Origin of the sequence: Luteimonas sp. TWI382, assembly GCF_039674545.1 — a bacterium.
In the GTDB taxonomy this organism is placed as follows: domain Bacteria; phylum Pseudomonadota; class Gammaproteobacteria; order Xanthomonadales; family Xanthomonadaceae; genus Luteimonas.
On sequence record NZ_JBDJNS010000009.1, the window covers coordinates 1 to 21,671 of the forward strand.

The following is a 21,671-nucleotide window of genomic DNA, read 5'->3' on the forward strand; positions in this document are numbered from 1 at the left end:
GGCGTGCGTAGAGTCGCGCCCACACGGGCGCGTGGATTGCAACGCTCACGGCCCGGCCACCGTCGGCTGGTTGTTTGGCGTCGCGCCCTCACGGGCGCGTGGATTGCAACCTGCCCGGCGATGGCCAGCAGCATCACGCGCGCCGGTCGCGCCCTCACGGGCGCGTGGATTGCAACATGGTCATGCCCAGGTGATCGAGCGGATGCGTTCGCGTCGCGCCCTCACGGGCGCGTGGATTGCAACTTCCTGGTGACAACCTCCGAGGTCGACGGCCAGCGGTCGCGCCCTCACGGGCGTGTGGATTTCAACGTGATCGGCAGTCGCTCGCTTTGCTCGCCGCGGTCGTCGCGCCCTCACGGACGCGTGGATTGCAACATGATCGGCGGGTCGATGAGGAACTGCCACGAGCGTCGCGCCCTCGTGGGCCCGTGGTTTGCAACTTGGTTTCCAGCGGCGTCAGCGTTTCGGTGGGCTGGTCGCGCCCTCGCGGACGCGTGGATTGCAACCAGCGCGAGATTCACTTCGGTGAGTGCCGCGCCGGTGCGTGCCTTTACGGGCACGTGGATTGCAGCCCGTTTGTCGCCCCCGCCGCGATCGCAGGTACGCTCGCGGCGGTGCCTCGCACCGGCCGGCGCTATGCGCGCCGATCTCCCGCGCGCGCGGGGAAGGTGCTTTGGTGGATCGTCGCCGCCTGCACGTCAGCGCACGAGCCGCGCGCCCTGCAGTTGCGGCGCGCCGTCGATGACGTCGGTCCAGACCACATAGGCCTGCCCACCGAGCACCTGCAACTGCGGGAAACCGGTCGCACGGCCACGCCCCTGCAGGCGGGCGAGTTCGATGCGCTCGTATTCGGTCGAAAGGTCCGGGCTGCGCCGCGAGAGCCACAGCGACTGGCCGTCGGCCTCATCCTCGCGCAGCCACACCGCCCAGGCCTGCGCGTCGTCGAGCGCGACGGCCACGCGCCCCTGTACCGCCGGGCCGCTGTCGAGCACCACCGGTTCGGCGAACGCATCACCGGCATCGACGCTGCGCGCCAGCTGCACGCGCGGCGTATCGCCGGCGGCGGTGTACCAGCCCACCAGCACCGCATCGGCCTGCGCCGCCACCGACGGCCCGTTGACCGGGCAGGCGGGCATCGTCCAGTCGTCGGCGTGCACGCGCGCGGGTGGGCGCCAGGCGCCGTTCTCCAGGCGCGTCAGCATGACGTCGCGGACCTCGGCCTCGGTGCGGCCGCGATAGACGACGACCGGACCGCGCCCGGTGACCGCAGCCGCGGTCTGGCAGCAATCGCAGACGCGGGCATCGATCTCGTGCTCGACCGTGCGTTGCAGGTTGGCGTCGAACACCGCCGCGCGCAGGGTCATCGGCGCACCCGCATGCGCCTCATGGTCGCCGCCGGCGTCGTCGGCATGGCCACCGCCGGTGTTGCGGCCGTCGAGCCAGGCCAGGCCGAGGCCGCCGCCCTGCGCCCACATCGACACGAAGCCGTGCTCGGTGGCGGTGCCATCGTCGTGGGCGGGGATCGGCGCGCTCCAGTTGGCGCCGCCATCGCGCGAGCGTGCGAGCACCACGTCGTAGGCGTAGGGCGCATCGCCGCGCTTCTGCAGCCAGTGCGCCCACAGCGCGCCGTCGGGTGTCGGCAGCACGTGCGGGGTGTCGGCCCAGTTGACGAACATGCGGTTGCCGATCGCGATCGTGGTCGGCGCATTGCGCCAGCGCTGCGCCACGGGATCGAAGCGCGAGTACTGGAACGCATGACGGCGTCCCTGCCGCGAGTTGATCCAGCTCAGCACCAGCAGGCCGTCGGGGCCGGCGACGAGGTCGGGCGCGCTCGAGCCTGGCCCTGTGGCCGGCAACGGCCAGTCCACGCGCTGGCTCGGCGCATCGACCGGCGTGTTGGCGGCGGGTGCGGCCGGGGCTGCCTCCTGGCCGCCGCATCCGGCGAACGCGAGCGCGAGCAGGCTGGGAAGGACGATGCGCGGAGCGCGGAGCGGACGGGACATGCGCGGCCTCAGCGTGAGAACGTGTTCAGTGCGCAAGGGTACTCTTTGGCCGTGTTCGCCGCCGTCGCCGTCCGATGACCGTCATCGTCGCCCGCTACACCGATCCGCTCGAAGCGCAGCTCGTCTGCGGCCGTCTGCAAGCCGAAGGCATCGACGCCTTTGTCGGCGACGCGCACATGGCGCTGGCGAACTGGGAGTGGCGGCTGGCGATCGGCGGGGTCAAGGTGCACGTGCCCGATGCCGAGCTGGCGCGGGCCCGCGCGATCATCGCCGAGCTCGATGCCGGCGCGTATACGCTGCCGGACGAGGGCACTTCGGCGCAGGCGCCGGTGCCGGTCGATCGCGAGAGCTGGTCGAGCCGTCTGGCCTGGGTCGCGCTGGTGGTGTTCCAGCTGCCGCTGCCCTGGCGCCGCCGCCGATAGCGGCCCAACCTGCGCACGGCGGCCTTGTCAACGGGTTCCGCTGCCGCGACCTGGGGGCCACAATCCGCCCGCGGCACCGCTGCCGCGACAGCTTTCGGACCCGATGTACCAGCCCGACGCCGCTCTTTCCCGCAGGATCGCCGAGACCATCGCCGCCGAGATCGGCGCCCAGCCCGCCCAGGCGATCAGTGCGATCGCGCTGCTCGATGAAGGCGCGACCGTGCCGTTCATCGCGCGCTACCGCAAAGAGGTCACCGGCGGCCTGGACGACACCCAACTGCGCAACCTCGAGGTCCGCCTGGGCTACCTGCGCGAGCTCGAAGAGCGGCGCGCCGCGATCCTGGCGAGCATCGACGAGCAGGGCAAGCTCACGCCCGAGCTGCGCGGGGACATCGAGGCGGCCGACAGCAAGGCGCGCCTCGAGGACCTGTACCTGCCCTACAAGCCCAAGCGCCGCACGCGCGCGCAGATCGCCCGCGAGGCCGGGCTCGAGCCGCTCGCCGACGGCCTGCTGGCCGACCCGACGCAGGTGCCCGAGGACGTCGCTGCCGGCTTCGTCGATGCCGACAAGGGCGTGGCCGACGTCAAGGCCGCGCTCGAAGGCGCGCGCGCGATCCTGATCGAGCGCTGGGGCGAGGACGCAGCGCTGATCGGCGAGCTGCGCGACTGGCTCGACGCCAACGGTGTGATCCGGGCGAAGGTCGTCGAGGGCAAGGAAACGGCTGGCGAAAAGTTCCGCGACTACTTCGACCATGCCGAGCCGCTGGCGAAGATTCCCTCGCACCGCCTGTTGGCGCTGCTGCGCGGCCGGCGCGAGGAGTTCCTGACGCTCGAGCTCGACCCGGGCAATGACGCCGAGCAGGGCAACGCGTACGCCGAGGGCCGCATCGCGCTGCATGCCGGCATCGCCGAGCGCGGCCGCCCGGCCGACGCCTGGCTGCGCAATGCCTGCCGGCTGGCCTGGCGCGCGAAGATCCACCTGCATCTGATGATCGACCTGCTGGGCAAGGCGCGCGAGAAAGCCGAGGGCCAGGCGATCGAGGTCTTCGGCGACAACCTCAAGGACCTGCTGCTGGCCGCACCGGCCGGCCCCAAGACCGTGCTCGGGCTCGACCCGGGCATCCGCACCGGCTGCAAGATCGCGGTGGTCGATGCGACCGGCAAGCTGGTCGCGACCGAGACGATCTACCCGCACGAGCCGCGCCGGCAGTGGGACCAGTCGCTGCACGTGCTGCAGGCGCTGTGCACGCGGCACGGCGTGCAACTGGTCGCGATCGGCAACGGCACCGCCTCGCGCGAGACCGACCGCCTGGTCGCCGATCTGATCAAGCGCGCGCCGGAACTCAAACTGCAGAAGATCGTCGTCAGCGAGGCCGGCGCGTCGGTGTACTCGGCCTCCGAGACCGCCGCGCGGGAGTTCCCGCAGCTCGACGTGTCGCTGCGCGGCGCGGTGTCGATCGCGCGGCGCCTGCAGGACCCGCTCGCCGAACTGGTGAAGATCGAGCCCAAGGCGATCGGCGTGGGCCAGTACCAGCACGATGTCGATCAGTACCGGCTGGCGCGTGCGCTCGATGCCAAGGTCGAGGACTGCGTCAACGCGGTCGGCGTGTTCGTCAACACCGCGTCCAGCGCACTGCTGGCGCGCGTGTCGGGGCTGTCGGCCGGGGTCGCGGAGAATATCGTCGTGCATCGCGACGCCAACGGGCCGTTCAAGCGCCGCCGCGACCTGCTCAAGGTCCCGCGCCTGGGCGAGAAGACGTTCGAGCAATGCGCGGGTTTCTTGCGCATCGCCGACGGCGACGAGCCGCTTGACGCCTCGTCGGTGCACCCCGAGGCTTATCCGGTGGTCGAGCGCATCGTCGCGGCCACCGGCCGCCCGATCGCCTCGCTGATCGGCGACGGCAGCTTCGTGCGCGGGCTCAAGCCGGCGCAGTTCACCGATGCGCGCTTCGGTGAGCCCACGGTGCGCGACATCCTCAAGGAGCTGGAAAAGCCCGGTCGCGACCCGCGTCCGGAGTTCAAGGCCGCGCAGTTCGCCGAGGGCGTGGAAGACATCAAGGACCTGCGCGAAGGCATGATCCTCGAAGGCGTGGTCAGCAACGTTGCCGCGTTCGGCGCGTTCGTCGACATCGGCGTGCACCAGGACGGGCTGGTGCACATCTCGGCGCTGTCGGACACCTTCGTCAAGGACCCGCGCGACGTGGTCAAGGCCGGCGACATCGTCAAGGTCAAAGTGCTGGAGGTCGACGTGGCGCGCAAGCGCATCGCACTGACCCGGCGCCTGGACGATACGCCTGCACCGCGCGAGGCACGCGGCCAGCGCGACGCAGCAACGCGCGATCCGCGCGGGCCCGGCCGCGGCGGCCGCCCGGGTGGCGGTGCGCCCAAGCCGAGTGCGCCGCCGGCCAACAACGCGCTCGCCGACGCCTTCGCACGCGCGCGCCGCAGCTGATCGCACCTGTGCCGCCGCGTGCTGGACAAGCACGCCGAACGCGCGGCGTCATTGCGTCCGATCAAGGCCGGCCCCCGGATCGCCGCCCAAGATGCCCTGCAACCAGACGGATGGCGGGGCGAGGACGATGTCGGTAGTGGTATGGCGGGCCGAACTGGACACGGGCATCGATGTCATCGATGGCCAGCACCGGCGGATCGTCGACATGATCAACCAGCTCGAACTCGCGCGGCACGGGCACTCGCGCGAAGCCGTCAGCGAGGTGCTCGACGAGCTGGTCGACTACACGCTGTCGCACTTCGCGTTCGAAGAGGCGCTGATGGAAGAAGCGGGCTATGCGTTCTGCGCCGCCCATCGCCGTGTCCACGAACTGTTTGCGCGCCGCGTCCAGGAGTATCGGCTGCGCTTCCAGGCCGGCGAGGACATGCTCGACGAATTGCGCGCAATGCTCGTGCGCTGGCTGTTCAACCACATCCGCAGCGACGACAAGGCCTACTCACCGACCGTCAAGCAGCATCTCAACGGCTTCGCCAGGACGCACGAGAACGGCGGCTGGCTGCGTCGCACCCTGCTGCGCTTCTTCCGCTGAAGCAGACCGGCACGGCGCCCGCGCACGCGCCGCAGCGGTGGATCAGCCGCCGGTCGACGCGCGCAGCGCCTCGCGGCAGCGCCGGCTGCACGGCACCACGGTGCCGTCGTCGAGATGGAGCCGCGCATCGCCGCTGTCGAGCGGCTCGATCGAGGCGATGCGCGCGACGTTCACCAGATGGCTGCGGTGCACGCGCACGAAGCGCGCCGGATCGAGTCGGGCCTGCAGGTCGGCCAGGGTGCTGCGCAAGGGATACACCTTGCCGCGCACGTGCAGGTTGGCGTAGTTGCCCGCGGCCTGCACCCATTCGATGTCGTCGGCGGCGACCAGGAACTCGCGACCGAGCTTGCGCACCAGGAAACGCTCGGGCCGCTCCACTGGTTCCACGGGCGCTGCGCCGTCGTCGGGCGCGGCGAGCAGCGAGGCCTCGCCCTGCAGGCGCCTGAGCAGCAGCCGGTAACCGTGCAACAACACCACGATGCCCAGGAACGTGCGCACGTCCTTGAGGTATTCGTAGAGATAGGCATCGTCGAAGCTGTAGCGGGCGCCGTGTAGCGCATAGACCGCCTTGCGGATGCCGACCATCAGGCCCACGTGCAGCAGCGACCAGACCACGCTCGCCAGCGCGTACAGCGGCAGTCGCCGCCACCAGGTGTCCAGGTGCACCGGCCAGCGCGCGGTGAACCAGACCGTGGCCGGAACCAGCGCCAGCAGTGCCAGCGCACTGCCCGCCTCCCAGCTCACCACTTCCCATTGCGCGCTCCCAAGGCCCGCGCGCTGCACGTCGATCCAGACGGTCGCGCTGTTGCCCACCGCCGACAACAGGCAGGTGACCAGCCAGTAGCCGACCTCGAGCGGGCGGCGAATGGCCAGATAGCGTTCGGCCGCGGACGGCGCATCGGACGGGCGTGAGGACATCGCGGCATTGTAGGCAGCCGGCTCGCGGCCGCGGGCCGCGCCGCCCCGCGGGGCCGTCCGTTCGTCCCCGGGGGCGGTCGTCTCGGCCCTTGCCGCGCCGGTGGACGGGCCCTGGGGCCGACGATGGCGCTCCCTTCCCATGGGCAGCTCCCATGTCCCGACGCCACGACATCGACGCCCTGCGGGTGATCGCCTTCGGCCTGTTGATCCTCTACCACGTGGGCATGGTCTACGTGGTCGACTGGGGCTTCCACATCAAGAGCCCGACCCTGCTGGCCTGGGTCGAGTGGCCGATGGTCGCGATCAACCGCTGGCGCATGTCGCTGCTGTTCTTGATCTCGGGGCTGGCGCTCGGCCTGGTGCTGGCCCGGCGCGCGCCCGGTGCGCTGGCGGCGCGCCGCAGCTGGCGCCTGCTGCTGCCGCTGGCCTTCGGCATCGTCGCGATCGTGCCGGTCCAGGCCTACTGCGAGGCGCGGATGCTGGGCACGATCGACCCCGGCTACGGCGCCTTCCTGCTGCGCTACCTGCAGTTCCGGCCCTGGCCGGCCGGCACGTTCACCGGCGCCGAGTACGGCTTCACCTGGAACCACCTGTGGTACCTGCCCTACCTGTGGGCGTACACGCTGGCGGTGCTCGCCATGCGGCCGTTGCTGGGGCGGCTTCGCGGCGGCCGGCTGCGCGACTGGCTGACCACGCGTGGGCGCTGGCTGCTGTGGCTGCTGCCGCCGGCCTGGTACCTGGTCTCGCTGCTGACGATCGAACCGCACTTCCCATCGACGCACGCGCTCATCGACGACTGGTTCAACCACGCGCGCTACTTCGTCGCCTTCGTCGTCGGTGTCCTGATCGCCGACAGCGACGTGGTGTGGGCCCGGCTGCGAGCGGGACGTTGGTCGTGGCTCGGACTGGCCCTGTCCGCTGGCGGGATCAACGTGGGCCTGCGGGCGGTGGGCCATCTGATCGACGCCGGCGCGCTATCGCGCGCGCCGTTCCTCGCGCTGATGCCCGAGGCCGGCTGGCAGGGCGTGTCGATCGTGGCGCTGGCGATCTACTGGTGGACCGCTCTGCTCGCGCTGCTGGCCTGGGGCGCCCATGCGCTCAACCGGCCGTGGCCGGGCCTGGCCTATGCCAGCGAGGCGGTGTATCCCTGGTACATCCTGCACCAGAGCCTGATCGTGCTGGCCGCGTACTGGCTGATCCCGCTGGGCCTGGGTCCGCTATGGGAACCGCTGGGGGTGCTGGCGATCACCGCGGCCGGCTGCGTGCTCATCCACGAGCTGCTGATCCGGCGCGTGCGCTGGCTGCGCCCGCTGTTCGGGCTGGCGGGAGGCGAGGGGCGGCGCGCGCCTGGGGCCGCCCCTCCCGTCACGGGTCAGAAGTCCACGCCCAGCCGCGCGTAGACGAAACGGCCGGGCAGGTCGTAGGTCGAGGCATCGTAGCCGTTGAGGCTGCAGCTCAGGCACACCGGCGGCGTCTTGCCGGTGAGATTGTTGACGCCGACGCTCACCCGTGTGCCCTCGAGCCAGGCGGTGCTGCGCCAGGACAACTGCAGGTCGTGGTAGGTCGTCGCGCCGAGCGCGTTGCGGTCGTTGGCGCTGTCGGGGCAGATCGCAAAGCCGATCGCACCGCCGCACGACTCGACCAGCCGGTCGATGTAGCGCATGGTCCAGGCCAGCGACCACGGCCCACGCGTCCAGTCGGTGACCAGGGTGCCGGTCCACTCGGGGATCGCGCTGTTGTTGACCTCGACGCCGGGCCGCCGCGGCTCGGCCTGGCCCGACTCGTTGACCAGTTCGTAGCGGCCGACCCAGGTCGCCTTCGCATCGAAGCGCAGGCGGCCCCAGTCGTGCTCGGGCAGCGTCCAGCCGGCGGTGAAATCCCAGCCGTCGGTCTTGATCGTGCCGAGGTTGGCCAGGATGTCGTCGAAGCGGATGATCTGCCCGCGCTCGCTGCGGTCGTACGAGGCGCAGGCCAGCGGATCGCGGGTGGCGATGCAGCGTTCGAGGATCGCCTGGGCGTCCGGAGCCTGGATCGCGCCGTCGATGTGATGGCGGTAGAACGTCACGCCCAGGTCCAGGCGGTCCGACCACGCCACGCCGTCGGCGAACGATGGGCTCCAGACCGCGCCGACCATCAGGCTGCGGCTGTGCTCGGGCTCGAGCTCGGCATTGCCCGAGGTCACCACCGAGATCTGCGAGTTGGTCTGCTCGTAGCCTGCCGGCACGCCGTCGGCGGCGCAGACCGGCGACGACGAGGCGGCGCCCGAACAGGGATCGACGAGGGTCGCGTCGAAACGGCTGAGCGTGCCGTAGAGCTCGCCGATCGACGGCGCACGGAAGCCCTCGGCATAGCTCATGCGCAGCAGGAACTCGTCGGCCGGCTGCCAGCGCAAGCCGACCTTGCCGGTGGTCTCGCCGCCGAAGGTCGAGTAGTCCGAATACCGTCCGGCGATACTCAGATCGAGGCTGTCGCCCAGCCACGAGTCGCGCAGCAGCGGCACGTTGAACTCGGCATAGGCCTCGTTGACGTCGTAGTCGCCCGAGGTCGCGCCCGAGGGCACGCCGTTGTACTCGCCGGCGATCGTGATCGGGTCGGGGGTGTAGCTGCCCTCGTAGCGGCGATGCTCCAGGCCCGCCGCGAACGACAGCGCGCCGGCCGGCAGCCGCGCGAGATCGCCGGTGATGTTGGCCGAGGCCAGGGTCAGCGTGTTGCGGCTGGCATCGCGCACCACCGGCTGGATGAAGGCGAGCATCTCCTGGGTGATCGTGCCCGGGCCACCGAACACGTTCAGCGGCACGCAGCCGGTGATCGCCGCGCACGCGTCGGGGTCGCCCAACGCTTCGTTGATGCGACGCACGTTGTAGCTGCCGACGTTGACCTGCTCGGCGCGGCTCTGGCTGCGGACAAGGTTGACATCCCAGTTCCAGGTGCGATCGCCGACGCCCAGCAGGCCCTCGAGCCCGGCGGCGGCGTACCAGGTCTTGACGTCCTGGGTGTAGCGGCGCGGTCCGCCCTCGACCGGACGGCGGCCGAGCAGGAACAGGTTCGGGTCGTCGCCCTCCGTGGTCAGGTCGAAGCCGAAGGGGTTGTAGGGATTGCGCGCGGAGATTGTCAGCCGCTGCTCGGCCCAGGGGTTGTAGACGCCGGCATCGGTACCGAGGAAGAACGGCTCGGGCGCAGCCTGGTTGGCCGAGGTGCGCGTGTTGTACAGCACGCGGGTATAGGCCGACAGCTGCGGGCTGAACTCGAAGCGCACCTGGCCGAACACCGACTTGCGCTCCGACGGGGTCAGCAGCAGGTTGCTGGGCGCGAAGTTGTAGCGGTTGTCCGTGCCGAACTGGATGAAGTCGTCGATCGTGGTGCCACCCGGAAAGCTCGCACCATTTGGCAAGGTGATGTCGCAGGTCGCCGACCCGGGGATCGGCGCACCGGCCTCATCAGTGCTCAAAGGGCAGAGGCCGCCGTAGGTGTTGTTGCCGTCCGCAGGCGCGAAGACGAAGCGTCCGCCTGGCGTGGCCGAGCTGCCGTTGGCCAGCCCCGTGCCCGGCACCGGAACGCTGGCGTTGTCGAACTTGGTCGAGGCGATCTGCCGCTGCTTGTAGTACGAGGCGCCGAAGAACCACTGGGCGCGCTCGCTGTGCCCGCCCCAGCCCAGATCCGCGCCCCAGGTCGCACCGCCGAGGTCGTCGTACTCGCCGTAGTGCAGGTCAAGGCTGCCGCCGTCGGCATCGCGACGGGTGATGATGTTGACCACACCGGCGATCGCATCGGAGCCGTAGATCGACGACGCGCCGTCCTCGAGCACTTCGATGCGCTCGATCAGCGACAGCGGAATGGTGTTGAGGTCGACGGCCGAGCCGACGCCCGAGGCCGAGGACTCGTTGACCCAGCGGATGCCGTCGACCAGCACCAGCACGCGCTTGGCGCCCAGGTGCCGCAGGTCGACCGTCGCGGCGCCGGCGCCGACGCCGCCGCCATCGGGCGGAAAACCGAAGTTGCCGCTGGAATTGAACTTGGTGTTGAGCGCGGCGCCGCTGGCAGTGAGGGTCTGCACGATGTCGGCGACGGAGGTGAACCCGCTGCGCTGGATGTCCTCGCGGGTGAGTACCTGGACCGGGACCGCGGTCTCCATCTCCGCCTTGCGGATGCGGGTGCCGGTGACCTGCACAGTGTCGAGCGTGCGCGCCTGCGGCGCGGGGGCCGGGATCTGCTGGGCGGCAGCGGCGAGCGGAAGAACGACGAGCAGGGACGACGAGACGGCTGCGGCCAGTCGGTGGCGGCGGATCGGCATCATGCGGGCTCCTGTAGCGGGGGGCACCGGCCTCCTGCCGGCAGATTCGTTGTAACGAATCTTTAACCTGGCCGCACCTGGGGTCAGCCCCAGGTTGACTCCACCGCAGGCCGGCGCCGCGGGCAACGGATCGCCACTCTCGACGCGCGCAGGCCTGGCTGCAGGGTGTTCGGTCCGCAACGCGGGTGCGTGCGGGCCTGCATGCGAGGCTGACGCAGCGCCCGCTAGGCTGGGGACCCGTCCACCCGCGAGCCTGTCCCATGCGCCTGCCCTTGCTCCTGCTGTCCACCGCCCTGTTGGCGGCCTGTTCGCAGCCGGCTCCGTCGCCGGCCTCCGCCACTGCCGACGCGCGTCCGTCGTCCGACGCCTCTGCACCGGCCCCAGTGCCCGAGGCCGCACCGGCCCCCCCCGTCGGCGAATCGACGGGCGATGCACGCCAGCGCATCGGCCAGGTGCTGGGCGATGCCGCGCCCTACGAAACCGTGTTCACTGCCCTGCAGAAGGGCGTGGCCGCTCACGACGCCAAGGCCGTGGCCGCACTGCCGATCTACCCGCTGCGCGTGAAGGTGGCGGGCCAGGAACGCGAGATCGCCGATGCAGCCGCGTTCGAGCGCGAGTACGACCGCATCATCACGGCCGATATCGCTCGGGCCGTTGTCGCACAGACGTTCGACGCCCTATTCGTGAACGCGCAGGGTGTGATGCTGGGCAACGGCCAGGTATGGATCGGCAGTGTCTGCGCTGACGCCGCCTGCGCCCATCCGCAGGTTGGCATCGTCGCCATCCAGGACTGACGTTGCAGGCGCCGGGCGCCGCATACGGCGCCCGGTCACGGCGCCCGCCCGTTGGCTTGCGCGTGCGTCGGGGCTAGCCGCCCGCCTGATCGCGGACCGCGTCGACGAGCGACGGCAACTCGGCGCCGGTGTCGGCGCTGGCCCGGATCGCGGCATCGGCCGCGTCCATGTCGAAGCCCTGCGCGGCGATCCAGTCGGCGCTGTAGTAGCTGTGCGCGTAGCGCTCGCCGCCATCGCACAGGATGGTGACGATCGCGCCGCTGCGGCCGGCCGCGCGCATGGTCTGCGCGACCCGCAGCACACCGACGAAGTTGGTGCCGGTCGAGCCGCCGACGCGCCGGCCCAAGCGCGCGTTGACGTAGCGCATGCCCGCCAGGCTCAGGGCATCGGGAACGCGGACCATCGCATCGACGCAGCCGGGAATGAAGCTGGGCTCGGCGCGCGGCCGGCCGATGCCTTCGATGCGCGAGGGCGGGGTCGGCGCGAGGTCATCGGGCGCCGGCTCGCGGCGCAGGCTGCGCGCGTAGTGGTCGAAGAACGCCGAATGCTCGGGATCGGCGCACAGCACCCGGGTGTCGAAACCGCGGTAGCGCGCATAGCGCCCGATCGTCGCGCTGGTGCCGCCGGTGCCGGCGCTGCACACAATCCACGCCGGCACCGGGTGCACTTCCTGCGCCATCTGCTTGAAGATCGACTCGGCGATGTTGTTGTTGGCCCGCCAGTCGGTCGCGCGCTCGGCATAGGTGAACTGGTCCATGAAGTGCCCGCCGCATTCGCGCGCCAGCTGCATCGAGGCCGCGGCGATGTCGCAGGCGTTCTTGACCAGATGGCAGCGCCCGCCCTGGAACTCGATCGCGGCGATCTTCTCCGGCGACGTCGAGGCCGGCATCACCGCGACGAATGGCAGGCCCAGTAGCCGCGCGAAGTAGGCCTCCGACACCGCGGTCGACCCACTGGAGGCCTCGACCACCGTGCTGCCCGCACGCAGCCAGCCGTTGGCCAGCGCGTAGAGGAACAGCGAACGCGCCAGCCGGTGCTTCAGGCTGCCGGTCGGATGGCTGGACTCGTCCTTGAAGTACACCTCGATGCCGGGAAAGCCCGGCAACGCCAGCGGAATCAGGTGGGTGTCGGCCGAGCGGTTGAAATCGGCCTCGATCTTGCGGATGGCCTGCGCCACCCAGTCGCGGTTGGGCATGGGGCACTCGAAGGAACATCGGGACGCCGCGCGTCGCGGCGGCGCGAGGACAGCTTAAGCCCTGGCCGGGCCGGCGGCGAATGCCACCGGCCCGGCGCGCGGACGCGCGGGCGCGGTGCTCAGCCCAGGCGCCGGCGCACGATGCGGTCGAACACCGCGACCGCGACCGGCAGCAGCGCATCGTCGAAACGGAACGTCGGGTGGTGGCACATGGCGCTGTCCATGCCCAGGAACAGGTAGGCGCCGGGCCACTGTTGCAGCATGTACGAAAAATCGTCGGAAAAGGGGTAGGCGCGCAGATCGGTGCTGACGTTCTCCGCGCCGAGCACGTCGCCGATCGCCTCGGCCGCCAGCGCGGCCTGCGCGGGTGCGTTGACGCACGGCGGGCACGAATGCGGGATCTCCAGCCCGATCGTGCAGCCCGAGATCTGCGCATGCCCCTCGCACAGCGCGCGCAGGCGAGCGAGCAGCGCCTCGTGCACGTCCGTCGACAGCGAGCGGATCGTCCCGCTGAGCGAGGCGGTCGAGGGAATGATGTTGTGGGTCGTGCCGGCCTGCAGCGAACCGACATTGATCAGCGCCGCTTCCATCGGGTCGATGTGGCGGCCGACGATCGCGCCGATGTCCACCGCCAGGCGGGCGGCCACCTGCAGCGGATCGTTCGCACGATGGGGCGCGGCCGCGTGACCGCCGATGCCTTCGATCGCGATCTCGAACACCGCCAGCGACTGCAGCGTGGCGCCGGCGCGCACGCTGGCCCGGCCGGACGGGAGCGCGGGCATGTTGTGGAAGGCATAGACCTCGTCGCAGGGGAACCGATCGAACAGCCCGTCCTCGATCATCCGGATCGCGCCGCGCCCGCCCTCCTCGGCCGGCTGGAAGATCAACACCACGCGCCCGCTGGCCGGCGGATACGCGACCAGGTGGCGGGCCACGCCCAGCAACGCCGCGGTGTGTCCGTCGTGACCGCAGGTATGGGCCACGCCGGGACGCTGCGAGCGGAACGGCAGGTCGCTGTCCTCATCCATCGGCAGCGCGTCCATGTCCGCACGCAGACCGATCGACAGGCCCGGCGCGCCGCTGTCGATGACAGCAACGACGCCGGTGCCGCCCAGGCCCGTATGCGCCTGGAGGCCGAGCGCGCGCAGGGTGTCGGCGACCAGCGCCGAAGTGCGCTGTTCCTCGAAACCGAGCTCGGGCCAGGCGTGGATCGCCTGGCGCCAGTCGGTCATCGTCGGCGCCAGCGCGCGGATCGATTCGGGCACGTGGGGGGAAGACACGGTCATCGCAACACTCCATCGGCGGCACAGCGCGCCGGTTCGAAATCCAGGGGGACGCGGGCGCCGGCAGCGCGGCGGCTCACCACAGCAGCAGGCTGGCGCCGATGCAGTACATGAAGATCGCGAACACCCGCTTGAGCGCCGGCCCGCTGATCGCATGCGCAAGCCGGGTGCCCAGCGGCGCGACCAGCACCGAGGCCAGCGCGATGCCGATCGCGGCAGGCAGATAGACATAGCCCCAGGCCATCGACGGCAGCACGTCGCCCGGCGCCTGCAGCGCATAGCCCGACGCACTGGCCAAGCCGATGAATACACCGCAGGCCGCCGAGGTGCCGACCGCACGCACCGGCTGCACGCCACGCCAGACCAGCAACGGCACGGTCATGCTGCCGCCGCCGATGCCCACCAGCGACGAGGCAATGCCGATGCCGATGCCGGCGCCGGTCATGCCCGCGCCCGACGGCACGACCGCCGCCCCGGTCTCGGGCGGCGAGCGCGACAGCAGCATCTGGGTGCCGGCGAGCGCGCAGTACGCGATCACGCCGTACTTGAGCACCTCGCCGTCGAGCCCGATCGCCAGCCGCGCGCCCAGCCAGCCGCCGATCAACATGCCAGGCACCAGCCAGGCGACCGACGGCCACAAGACACTGCCACGACGCTGGTGCGCGCGGGCCGACGACATGCCGGTGAGCACGATGCTCGCCAACGAGGTCGCGAGCGCGGCATGCATCGCGGCGTCCTTCGGAATGCCATAGGCCGGCAGCAACCAGACCAGTGCGGTCACCAGCACCAGCCCGCCGCCGATCCCCAGCAGGCCGGCCAGGATCCCTGCGACCGCGCCCAGCACCGGGAACAGCAGCATCGACGCACTCAACACGGCCGGCGGCCTCCGAATGCACGACACGGCACCACGGCGCTCACGTCAACTCGATCGAGATCGCCGCTGCCGCCTCGCGGGCCGTGGTCCGCGCGGCCTCGACGTCCTCGCCGCGCGCCAGGGTCACGCCGACCCGGCGCTGGCCCGCCACCGACGGCTTGCCGAACAAGCGCAGCGCGCTGTGCGGCGCCTGCAGCGCCGCCGCGACGCCCGAGAACGCGGGCACGCCATGTCCTTGCGCGAGCAGCGCGCAGGACGCGCCGGGTCCGGTGAGCAGCACCGTCTCGTCGCCATCGACCGGGATCGGCAGGCCGAGGATCGCGCGCGCATGCAGCGCGAACTCGCTCAGGTCCTGCGAGGCCAGCGTGACCAGGCCGGTGTCGTGCGGGCGCGGCGAGACCTCGCTGAACCAGACCTCGTCGCCGCGCACGAACAGTTCCACACCGAACACCCCGCGCCCGCCCAGGTCGTCGGTGACCGCCCGGGCGATCTCGCGGGCCCGCGCCAGCGCGCGCGGCGACATCGCCTGCGGCTGCCAGCTTTCGCGGTAGTCGCCGGCGATCTGCACATGGCCGATCGGCGCGCAGAACGCGGTGCCGCCGGCATGGCGCACGGTCAGCAGCGTGATCTCGTACTCGAAGTCGACGAAGCCCTCGACGATGCAGCGCCCGGCGCCCGCACGGCCGCCGGTCTGCGCGTAGTCCCAGGCCGCATCGATGTCGGCCGCCGTGCGCACCGTGCTCTGGCCCTTGCCCGACGACGACATCACCGGCTTGACCACGCACGGCAGGCCGATCGCTGCGATCGCCTCGCGGTACTGCGCATGGGTATCGACGAAGCGATAGGGCGACGTCGGCAGGCCGAGCGTCTCGGCCGCAAGCCGGCGGATGCCCTCGCGATCCATCGTCAGCCGCGTCGCGCGTGCGGTCGGCACGACCTGCAGCCCTTCCTCGCGTTCGAGCGCGACCAGCGTGTCGGTGTGGATCGCCTCGATCTCGGGCACCACCAGATGCGGGCGCTCGGCGTCGATCAGCGCGCGCAACGCGGCCGGATCGAGCATGTCGAGCACGTGGCTGCGATGGGCGACCTGCATCGCCGGCGCATCGGCGTAGCGATCGGCGGCGATCACTTCGACGCCGAATCGCTGCAGCTCGATCGCGACCTCCTTGCCCAGCTCTCCCGAGCCGAGCAGCAGCACGCGGGTGGCGGACGGGGACAGCGGCGTACCGAAGATGGCCATGGGGGACGGTTTTCCGGGAAAGGCGGGGGCAGACCGGGAATTCTAATCGCCCGGCGCCAGCCGCCCCAGCCGGGCCACACGCAGCGGCGTCCGCAGGCCGCAGCGGCATATGCAGGTTCCAAGTGCGGGGATGGAAGTTCCACTCCGGATGCGCAGCCGCCTGCCAGCCGCAAGCCGCTCTCCCCTCGGTCAAGGCCGGCCATGCGAAGCATGCGTGGCGTTCGCATGGATGCGCGGCAGTGCCGCGCACGCCATCCATGCTTTCCCCTGCCTTGACTCGGGCGCGCGCCCGCGCCGCTTCGCGGGTCGGTCCTGCCCGGCGTGCTTCGCCGGGCAGGACCGTGGGCGGGCTGACCGAGCCGGGAGCAGTCCCCGCCGGCACGACGCGCGTTTGCCCTGCCTTCGGCGAAGAACCAAAAAAAGACCCCGCCGAGGCGGGGTCTTTTCGTCAAGCCAAGCCGCTGCGATCAGAAGCGGTACTGCGCCGACACGCCGAACAGGTTGGCGTTGCCGTCAAAGTCGCCGTAGACGCGCGCGCCACCACTCGTGGTGTCGATCCGCGGATTGCGCGGCTCGATGCGGGTGTAGGCCAGGTTGACGTCGAACGCGTCGTTGAGCTTCCAGGTCGCACCCACCGAATAGAACATGCGGTTGGCATCGGGCAGGCGCGGCGTGCGGTGCTCGATGCTGGTCGGCGTCTCGTCGTAGGCCACGCCGCCACGCAGCGTCCAGGCGTCGTTGAGCTGGAACTCGGCGCCCAGCGAGTAGAAATCGCTGTTCTTCCAGTCGAACGGCTCGACCGAGTCCGGATCCGGGTTCTCGAACTGGATGCGCACCTCGCGCAGCGATTCCCAGCCTGTGCGAGCGTAGGTCGCCGCCAGCATGAGGCCATCGGTGACCTGCCAGGACGCGCCGACGTTGAGGATCGACGGCGTGGTCAGCTTGGCACGGGCCTTGCCATCGATGAACAACGGACGGGTCATTGGCCTGGCATCGAACACCGCGCGCGCATTGCCGGGCACGGTCCAGTCGACGGTGCCGGTCAGCTCGTAATCGATTTCCGAGCGATAGCTCACGCCGATCGACACCGCGTCGGTCGGACGGAAGTGCGCGCCGATCAGCCAGCCAAAGCCGTTGTCGTCGCCCTGCACCTCGGCCGTGCCGTCTGCGCCCTGCGGCTGCGCGAACGGCAGCGGCACGCCGCTCGATGCCAGCAGACCGCCAAAATCCACGCCCTTCGACAGCGTGACGTCCGCGCGCGAGGCGATGACGCCCAGGCCGACCGAGAAGCGGTCGCCCAGGTCCACCGCGCCCGACAGCGTCAGGTCGACGATCTTCACTTCCGACTTCAGCGCCGCGTAGCGGCCCACCCAGCCCGGGTCGTACTCGGTCTTCAGGCCGAACGGCGCGCTGACCATCGCGCCCAGCGCGGTGCCGTTGTCGAACTTGTGCACGACCGACAGCGCCGGCACCGGGGTCACATCGCCTGCGTTGCCGCCGTTGCTGCCGGACATCGGGCGGCCGAGGGCATCGACAGCGGCTCCCTTGTATTCGTAATTGAGGTCGATGACGGTCAGGTCGGCCTGCACAGTCGTGCCTTCGAACTGGGTCATCACCGCCGGGTTGTTGGTGACCACCGAGCTGTCGCCGGTCTTGGCGGCGGTGCCCGCGAACGCGGCGCCCATCGACTTGACGCTGTTTTCCTTGAGCTGGAAGCCGGCGGCGTGCGCCTGGCCAGCGAATGACAGGGCGCCGGCGATGCCGAGCGCCAACGCGGTGCATTGAATGATGCGGGGGTGGGTCGCCATGGTCGCCTCTCTCCGAAGGTGTGCTTATGGTCCGGGCCTCGCTCGCCCGAACGGGAGCGAAGCCGCGTCTTGCGTGCCCGTTCGCCTTCGGAAAACCCCTCCCGACGCGCTCGGCGGGCGCACTATACCGTACCTAACCGTCTGGAAACGTGCTGCATTGCGGCATACCGGACACCCCCCGCGACGCGCTTTACCCGCGCCTGCGCGCCCTCGACAATGCGTGCGCCCATGTTCGTCTCGATCCCCAATCGTCGCGCCAAAGCCCCGCTGCGCTGGGCCGTGCCGATGCTGTTCGTGCTGCTGTGGGTGACGTTCCTGTGGGCGAGCACGCGCTCGGCCAACGAGCACTACGCCCTGCTGCTCGACTGGGGCGCGCTGTACGGCGAGCCGGTCGGCACCGACGGCGTGCTGGTCAACTGGCTCGACCCCGGCCCGTGGCTGCGCCTGGTGACGGCGTTGTTCCTGCATGCCGACTGGGCGCACCTGCTGGGCAACCTGGTGTTCCTGCTGATCTTCGGCCTGCCGGCCGAGCGCCTGATGGGCGCCTGGCGGCTGCTGGTGCTGTTCGTCCTGGGCGGGGCAGTGGCGAACCTGGCCGCGGTGCTGGCGATCGGCGCGCCGGACCGGTTGATCATCGGTGCCAGCGGCGCGGTGTCCTCGCTGATCGGCGCTTACCTGGCACTGTTCCCGCGCGCGCGATTGGGCGTGGTCGTGCCGCTGGGCCTGTTCCTGGAGTTCGTCCGCGCGCCGGCCTCGCTGTTGATCGGCGTGTGGGCCCTGCTGCAGGTGTTCTTCGCCTATATCGGCCCGGCCTTCGGCGCGGTGGCCTGGGCTGCGCATCTGGCCGGATTCCTGGTCGGCGTCGTTTTTGCGCTCGTCTCGCGCCACGCGATCGGCCAGCGGCTGCGGCGACTCAAGGGCTATTGAAGGCCTAACGCGAACAATCGGGACCGGGCATTCGAAGGCGCCGGCCGTGGCGTCGCTTAGCCCAAGCCCGGCTCTTATACTTTCGCCATGACCGCCAAGACGCTCTACAAGATCACCTTCCTGACCCACGGCAAGGTCTACGAGCTGTATGCGCAGCGCGTGGAGAGCGGACGGCTGTGGGGCTTTGTCGAAGTCTCGGATCTGGTGTTCGACGTACACGATGGCCTGGTCGTCGATCCGACCGAAGAACGCCTGCAAGCCGAATTCGGTCACACCCGCACGCTGCATCTGCCGATGCAGAGCGTGCTGCGGGTCGAGGAAGTCGAGAAGAAGGGGCAGTCGGCGATCCGCGATGCGACCTCGGGCGAGAAGGTCGTCACGCCGTTCCCGTTGCCTGCCAAGCCGCGCTGAGCGGACCGCGCAGGCCGGCGCGCTACACTTGCCGGCCGCGGCCACCCCGCCATCGCATGCAGGTTGCGATGCTGTCCGACGGACGCTCCCATCACCCAGGCACTCGCCCAAGGCAACGATGACGACACCTCAGGAATTGCTGCAGACCCACGGCCCGCGCGAATCGATGGAGTACGACGTGGTCGTCGTCGGGGCCGGTCCCGGTGGCCTGTCGACCGCGATCCGGCTCAAGCAACTGGCCGCCGAGGCCGGACGCGAGGTGTCGGTCTGCGTGCTGGAGAAAGGCTCCGAACCCGGCGCGCACATCCTCTCGGGCGCGATCGTCGATCCGCGCGCACTGACCGAACTGATTCCCGACTGGCAGGCACAAGGCGCGCCGCTGAAGCAGGCAGTCACCCGCGATGCCTTCCTGTTTCTGGACGAGACCGGCGCGAAGGCCACGCCGGACTTCCTGTTGCCCGACTGTTTCAAGAACCACGGCAACTACATCGTCAGCCTCGGCGCGGTCACGCGCTGGTTGGCGACGCAGGCCGAAGGGCTGGGTGTGGAGATCTTCCCCGGCTTCGCCGCCGCCGAAGTCCTCTACACCGAAAATGGCGCGGTACGTGGGGTTGCGACCGGCAACCTGGGCATCGGCAAGGATGGCCAGCCGACCGCCGAGTTCCAGTTGGGCATGGAACTGCATGCCAAGTACACGATCTTCGCCGAGGGCTCGCGCGGGCAACTGGGCCGCGAGCTGATCGCGCGCTTCGCGCTCGACGACGGCCGCGACCCGCAGAGCTATGGCCTGGGCATCAAGGAGCTGTGGCAGGTCGACCCGGCCAAGCACGAGCCGGGCCTGGTGGTGCATACCGCCGGCTGGCCTTTGAGCGACGACACCTACGGCGGCTCGTTCGTCTATCACGCCGAGGACGGCAAGGTCGCCATCGGCCTGGTCGTCGGCCTGGACTACCGCAATCCGTGGTTGAGTCCGTTCGAGGAATTCCAGCGCTTCAAGACCCATCCGGCGATCCGCCAGTACCTGGAGGGCGGCAAGCGCATCGGCTACGGCGCGCGCTCGATCACCGCCGGCGGCCTGCTGTCGATTCCGAAGCTGGTGTTCCCGGGCGGCGCGTTCGTCGGCTGCGAGGCCGGCACGCTCAACGCCAGCCGGATCAAGGGCAGCCACGCGGCGATCAAGACCGGCATGCTCGCCGCCGAGGCCGCATTCGCGGCGCTGGGCGAGGGCCGCGGCGGCGACGAACTGGCCGCCTACCCGGCCGCGTTCGAGTCGAGCTGGCTGCATGCCGAACTCGCGCAGGCCAAGAACTTCAAGCAGTGGTTCAAGAAGGGCCGCACGACCGCGACCCTGATGACCGGTGTCGAGCAATGGCTGCTGCCCAAGCTGGGCATCCGCACGCCGCCTTGGACACTGCACCGCGATCGCCCCGACCACGCCTGCCTGGAGCCGGCCGCGCAACACGCCAAGATCGCCTATCCCAAGCCCGACGGTGTGTTGACGTTCGACCGGCTGAGCTCGGTCTACCTGTCGAGCACCAACCACGACGAGGATCAGCCCGCGCATCTCACGCTCAAGGACCCGCGCGTGCCGGTGGACGTGAACCTGGCGACCTACGGCGGGCCGGAAGCACGCTACTGCCCGGCGGCGGTCTACGAGTTCGTCGAAGGACCCGACGGCCCGCGGCTGCAGATCAACGCGCAGAACTGCGTGCACTGCAAGACCTGCGACATCAAGGACCCGACGCAGAACATCGTCTGGGTCGCCCCGCAGGGCGGCGGCGGCCCGAACTACGCGGGGATGTGAGCCTGCGCAAGCGGCGTTGCACCGCGGCGATGCTGCGCCGCCGCGACGGAACGCCGCAGGCATTTTCGCCGACCTGGCCGTATACTCGCCGACAGCTGTGGTCCGCGGACCATGTCGCCAAAGCCAAGGGTGCTTCGTGCGCAACTACGATCTCGAATTCCTCAAGCGCTTCTCGATGGTGCTGGTGTTTCTGACCATCGTCACACTGGGCCTGATCGCTGGCGCCTGGTTCCTGCATCGTTCGCTACCGACCGAAGTCCCGCCCAACGTCGCCCAGCGGACCGAGGCACGCATCGCGCCGGTGGGCGCGGTCTATGCCGGCGCCACCGGTGCCGCCGCGCAAGCGGCCGCATCGGCTGCAGCGGCGGCCGCAGCGACCTCGCAGGCCGCCTACGGCGGCACGCTCGAAGGCTCGGTGATCTTCGAGAACCTGTGCGCGGGCTGCCATACCTCCGGCGCCGGCGGCGCGCCGACGCTCGACCACGCGCACTGGGATGCGCGACTCGCCCAGGGCAAGGACACGCTGTACAAGCATTCGATCGAAGGCTTCACCGGCGCGGCCGGCGTGATGCCCGCGCGCGGCGGCAACCCGGCACTGACCGACGAGCAGATGCACGCCGTCGTCGACTGGATGGTCGACAATCTGAAGTAAGCTGCGGC

Annotated in this window: 17 protein-coding genes and 1 CRISPR repeat array; of the genes, 9 read left to right on the forward strand and 8 right to left on the reverse strand. The window is 70.3% G+C overall.

Annotated elements, in window-relative coordinates:
* Window positions 1–12: 12 nt before the first annotated feature.
* A CRISPR array of direct repeats spans window positions 13–572; the repeat unit is 31 nt; unit sequence GTCGCGCCCTCACGGGCGCGTGGATTGCAAC.
* Window positions 573–698: 126 nt separating this feature from the next.
* Complete coding sequence (locus ABE505_RS07775) at window positions 699–2,003, reverse strand: sialidase family protein (RefSeq protein WP_346443682.1); 1,305 nt, start codon at window positions 2,001–2,003, stop codon at window positions 699–701.
* Between the two features lie 74 nt (window positions 2,004–2,077).
* Here ABE505_RS07775 and ABE505_RS07780 point away from each other — a divergent pair, with 74 nt between their 5' ends.
* From ABE505_RS07780 to ABE505_RS07790, 3 genes are all read left to right on the forward strand, one after another.
* Entirely contained in the window at window positions 2,078–2,425 is a 348-nt protein-coding gene (locus ABE505_RS07780) for a DUF2007 domain-containing protein (RefSeq protein ID WP_346443681.1), read from the forward strand.
* 103 nt (window positions 2,426–2,528) lie between these two features.
* Window positions 2,529–4,877 carry a Tex family protein gene (locus tag ABE505_RS07785; protein WP_346443680.1) on the forward strand — a complete coding sequence of 783 codons (2,349 nt, stop codon included), beginning with the start codon at window positions 2,529–2,531 and terminating at the stop codon, window positions 4,875–4,877.
* Between the two features lie 127 nt (window positions 4,878–5,004).
* On the forward strand, window positions 5,005–5,466 hold the full coding sequence (locus ABE505_RS07790) for a bacteriohemerythrin (RefSeq protein WP_346443678.1): 462 nt from the start codon (window positions 5,005–5,007) through the stop codon (window positions 5,464–5,466).
* 42 nt (window positions 5,467–5,508) lie between these two features.
* Here the strand turns inward: ABE505_RS07790 and ABE505_RS07795 are convergent, their stop codons facing one another.
* The gene (locus tag ABE505_RS07795) at window positions 5,509–6,384 is read right to left on the reverse strand and encodes a LytTR family DNA-binding domain-containing protein (protein WP_346443677.1); all 876 of its coding nucleotides are present in this window, start codon (window positions 6,382–6,384) and stop codon (window positions 5,509–5,511) included.
* 152 nt (window positions 6,385–6,536) lie between these two features.
* Between ABE505_RS07795 and ABE505_RS07800 the strand changes: the two genes are divergently transcribed.
* Window positions 6,537–7,784, forward strand: a complete 1,248-nt coding sequence (locus tag ABE505_RS07800; protein ID WP_346443676.1) for an acyltransferase family protein — start codon at window positions 6,537–6,539, stop codon at window positions 7,782–7,784.
* Here ABE505_RS07800 and ABE505_RS07805 read toward each other — a convergent pair.
* Window positions 7,757–10,678, reverse strand: a complete 2,922-nt coding sequence (locus tag ABE505_RS07805; protein ID WP_346443675.1) for a TonB-dependent receptor — start codon at window positions 10,676–10,678, stop codon at window positions 7,757–7,759. The genes ABE505_RS07800 and ABE505_RS07805 overlap by 28 nt on opposite strands.
* Window positions 10,679–10,935: 257 nt before the next feature.
* Between ABE505_RS07805 and ABE505_RS07810 the strand changes: the two genes are divergently transcribed.
* Window positions 10,936–11,469: a hypothetical protein gene (locus ABE505_RS07810; RefSeq protein WP_346443674.1), complete on the forward strand. Its 534-nt coding sequence runs from the start codon at window positions 10,936–10,938 to the stop codon at window positions 11,467–11,469.
* Window positions 11,470–11,542: 73 nt separating this feature from the next.
* Here ABE505_RS07810 and ABE505_RS07815 read toward each other — a convergent pair whose 3' ends face one another.
* From ABE505_RS07815 to ABE505_RS07835, 5 genes are all read right to left on the reverse strand, one after another.
* Window positions 11,543–12,664: a PLP-dependent cysteine synthase family protein gene (locus ABE505_RS07815; protein WP_346443673.1), complete on the reverse strand. Its 1,122-nt coding sequence runs from the start codon at window positions 12,662–12,664 to the stop codon at window positions 11,543–11,545.
* A gap of 119 nt (window positions 12,665–12,783) precedes the next feature.
* Window positions 12,784–13,950, reverse strand: coding sequence for an amidohydrolase (locus ABE505_RS07820; RefSeq protein ID WP_346443671.1), 1,167 nt, complete (start codon window positions 13,948–13,950; stop codon window positions 12,784–12,786).
* A 73-nt stretch (window positions 13,951–14,023) separates the two neighbouring features.
* The gene (locus tag ABE505_RS07825; RefSeq protein ID WP_346446180.1) at window positions 14,024–14,806 is read right to left on the reverse strand and encodes a sulfite exporter TauE/SafE family protein; all 783 of its coding nucleotides are present in this window, start codon (window positions 14,804–14,806) and stop codon (window positions 14,024–14,026) included.
* A 55-nt stretch (window positions 14,807–14,861) separates the two neighbouring features.
* Window positions 14,862–16,061, reverse strand: a complete 1,200-nt coding sequence (purT, locus tag ABE505_RS07830) for a formate-dependent phosphoribosylglycinamide formyltransferase (protein ID WP_346443668.1) — start codon at window positions 16,059–16,061, stop codon at window positions 14,862–14,864.
* Between the two features lie 467 nt (window positions 16,062–16,528).
* The gene (locus ABE505_RS07835) at window positions 16,529–17,869 is read right to left on the reverse strand and encodes an outer membrane protein transport protein (protein ID WP_346443667.1); all 1,341 of its coding nucleotides are present in this window, start codon (window positions 17,867–17,869) and stop codon (window positions 16,529–16,531) included.
* Window positions 17,870–18,097: 228 nt separating this feature from the next.
* On the opposite strand from ABE505_RS07835, the gene ABE505_RS07840 reads away from it, so the two are divergent.
* The 4 genes from ABE505_RS07840 (at window position 18,098) to ABE505_RS07855 (ending at window position 21,663) form a co-directional block, all read left to right on the forward strand.
* Window positions 18,098–18,796: a rhomboid family intramembrane serine protease gene (locus ABE505_RS07840; protein WP_346443666.1), complete on the forward strand. Its 699-nt coding sequence runs from the start codon at window positions 18,098–18,100 to the stop codon at window positions 18,794–18,796.
* Between the two features lie 87 nt (window positions 18,797–18,883).
* Window positions 18,884–19,207 (forward strand): DUF1820 family protein, encoded by a 324-nt coding sequence (locus ABE505_RS07845; RefSeq protein ID WP_183425241.1) that lies wholly within the window; start codon window positions 18,884–18,886, stop codon window positions 19,205–19,207.
* Between the two features lie 118 nt (window positions 19,208–19,325).
* Window positions 19,326–21,011, forward strand: a complete 1,686-nt coding sequence (locus tag ABE505_RS07850) for an electron transfer flavoprotein-ubiquinone oxidoreductase (protein ID WP_346443665.1) — start codon at window positions 19,326–19,328, stop codon at window positions 21,009–21,011.
* Window positions 21,012–21,147: 136 nt separating this feature from the next.
* The gene (locus tag ABE505_RS07855) at window positions 21,148–21,663 is read left to right on the forward strand and encodes a c-type cytochrome (RefSeq protein ID WP_346443664.1); all 516 of its coding nucleotides are present in this window, start codon (window positions 21,148–21,150) and stop codon (window positions 21,661–21,663) included.
* Window positions 21,664–21,671 lie beyond the last annotated feature (8 nt).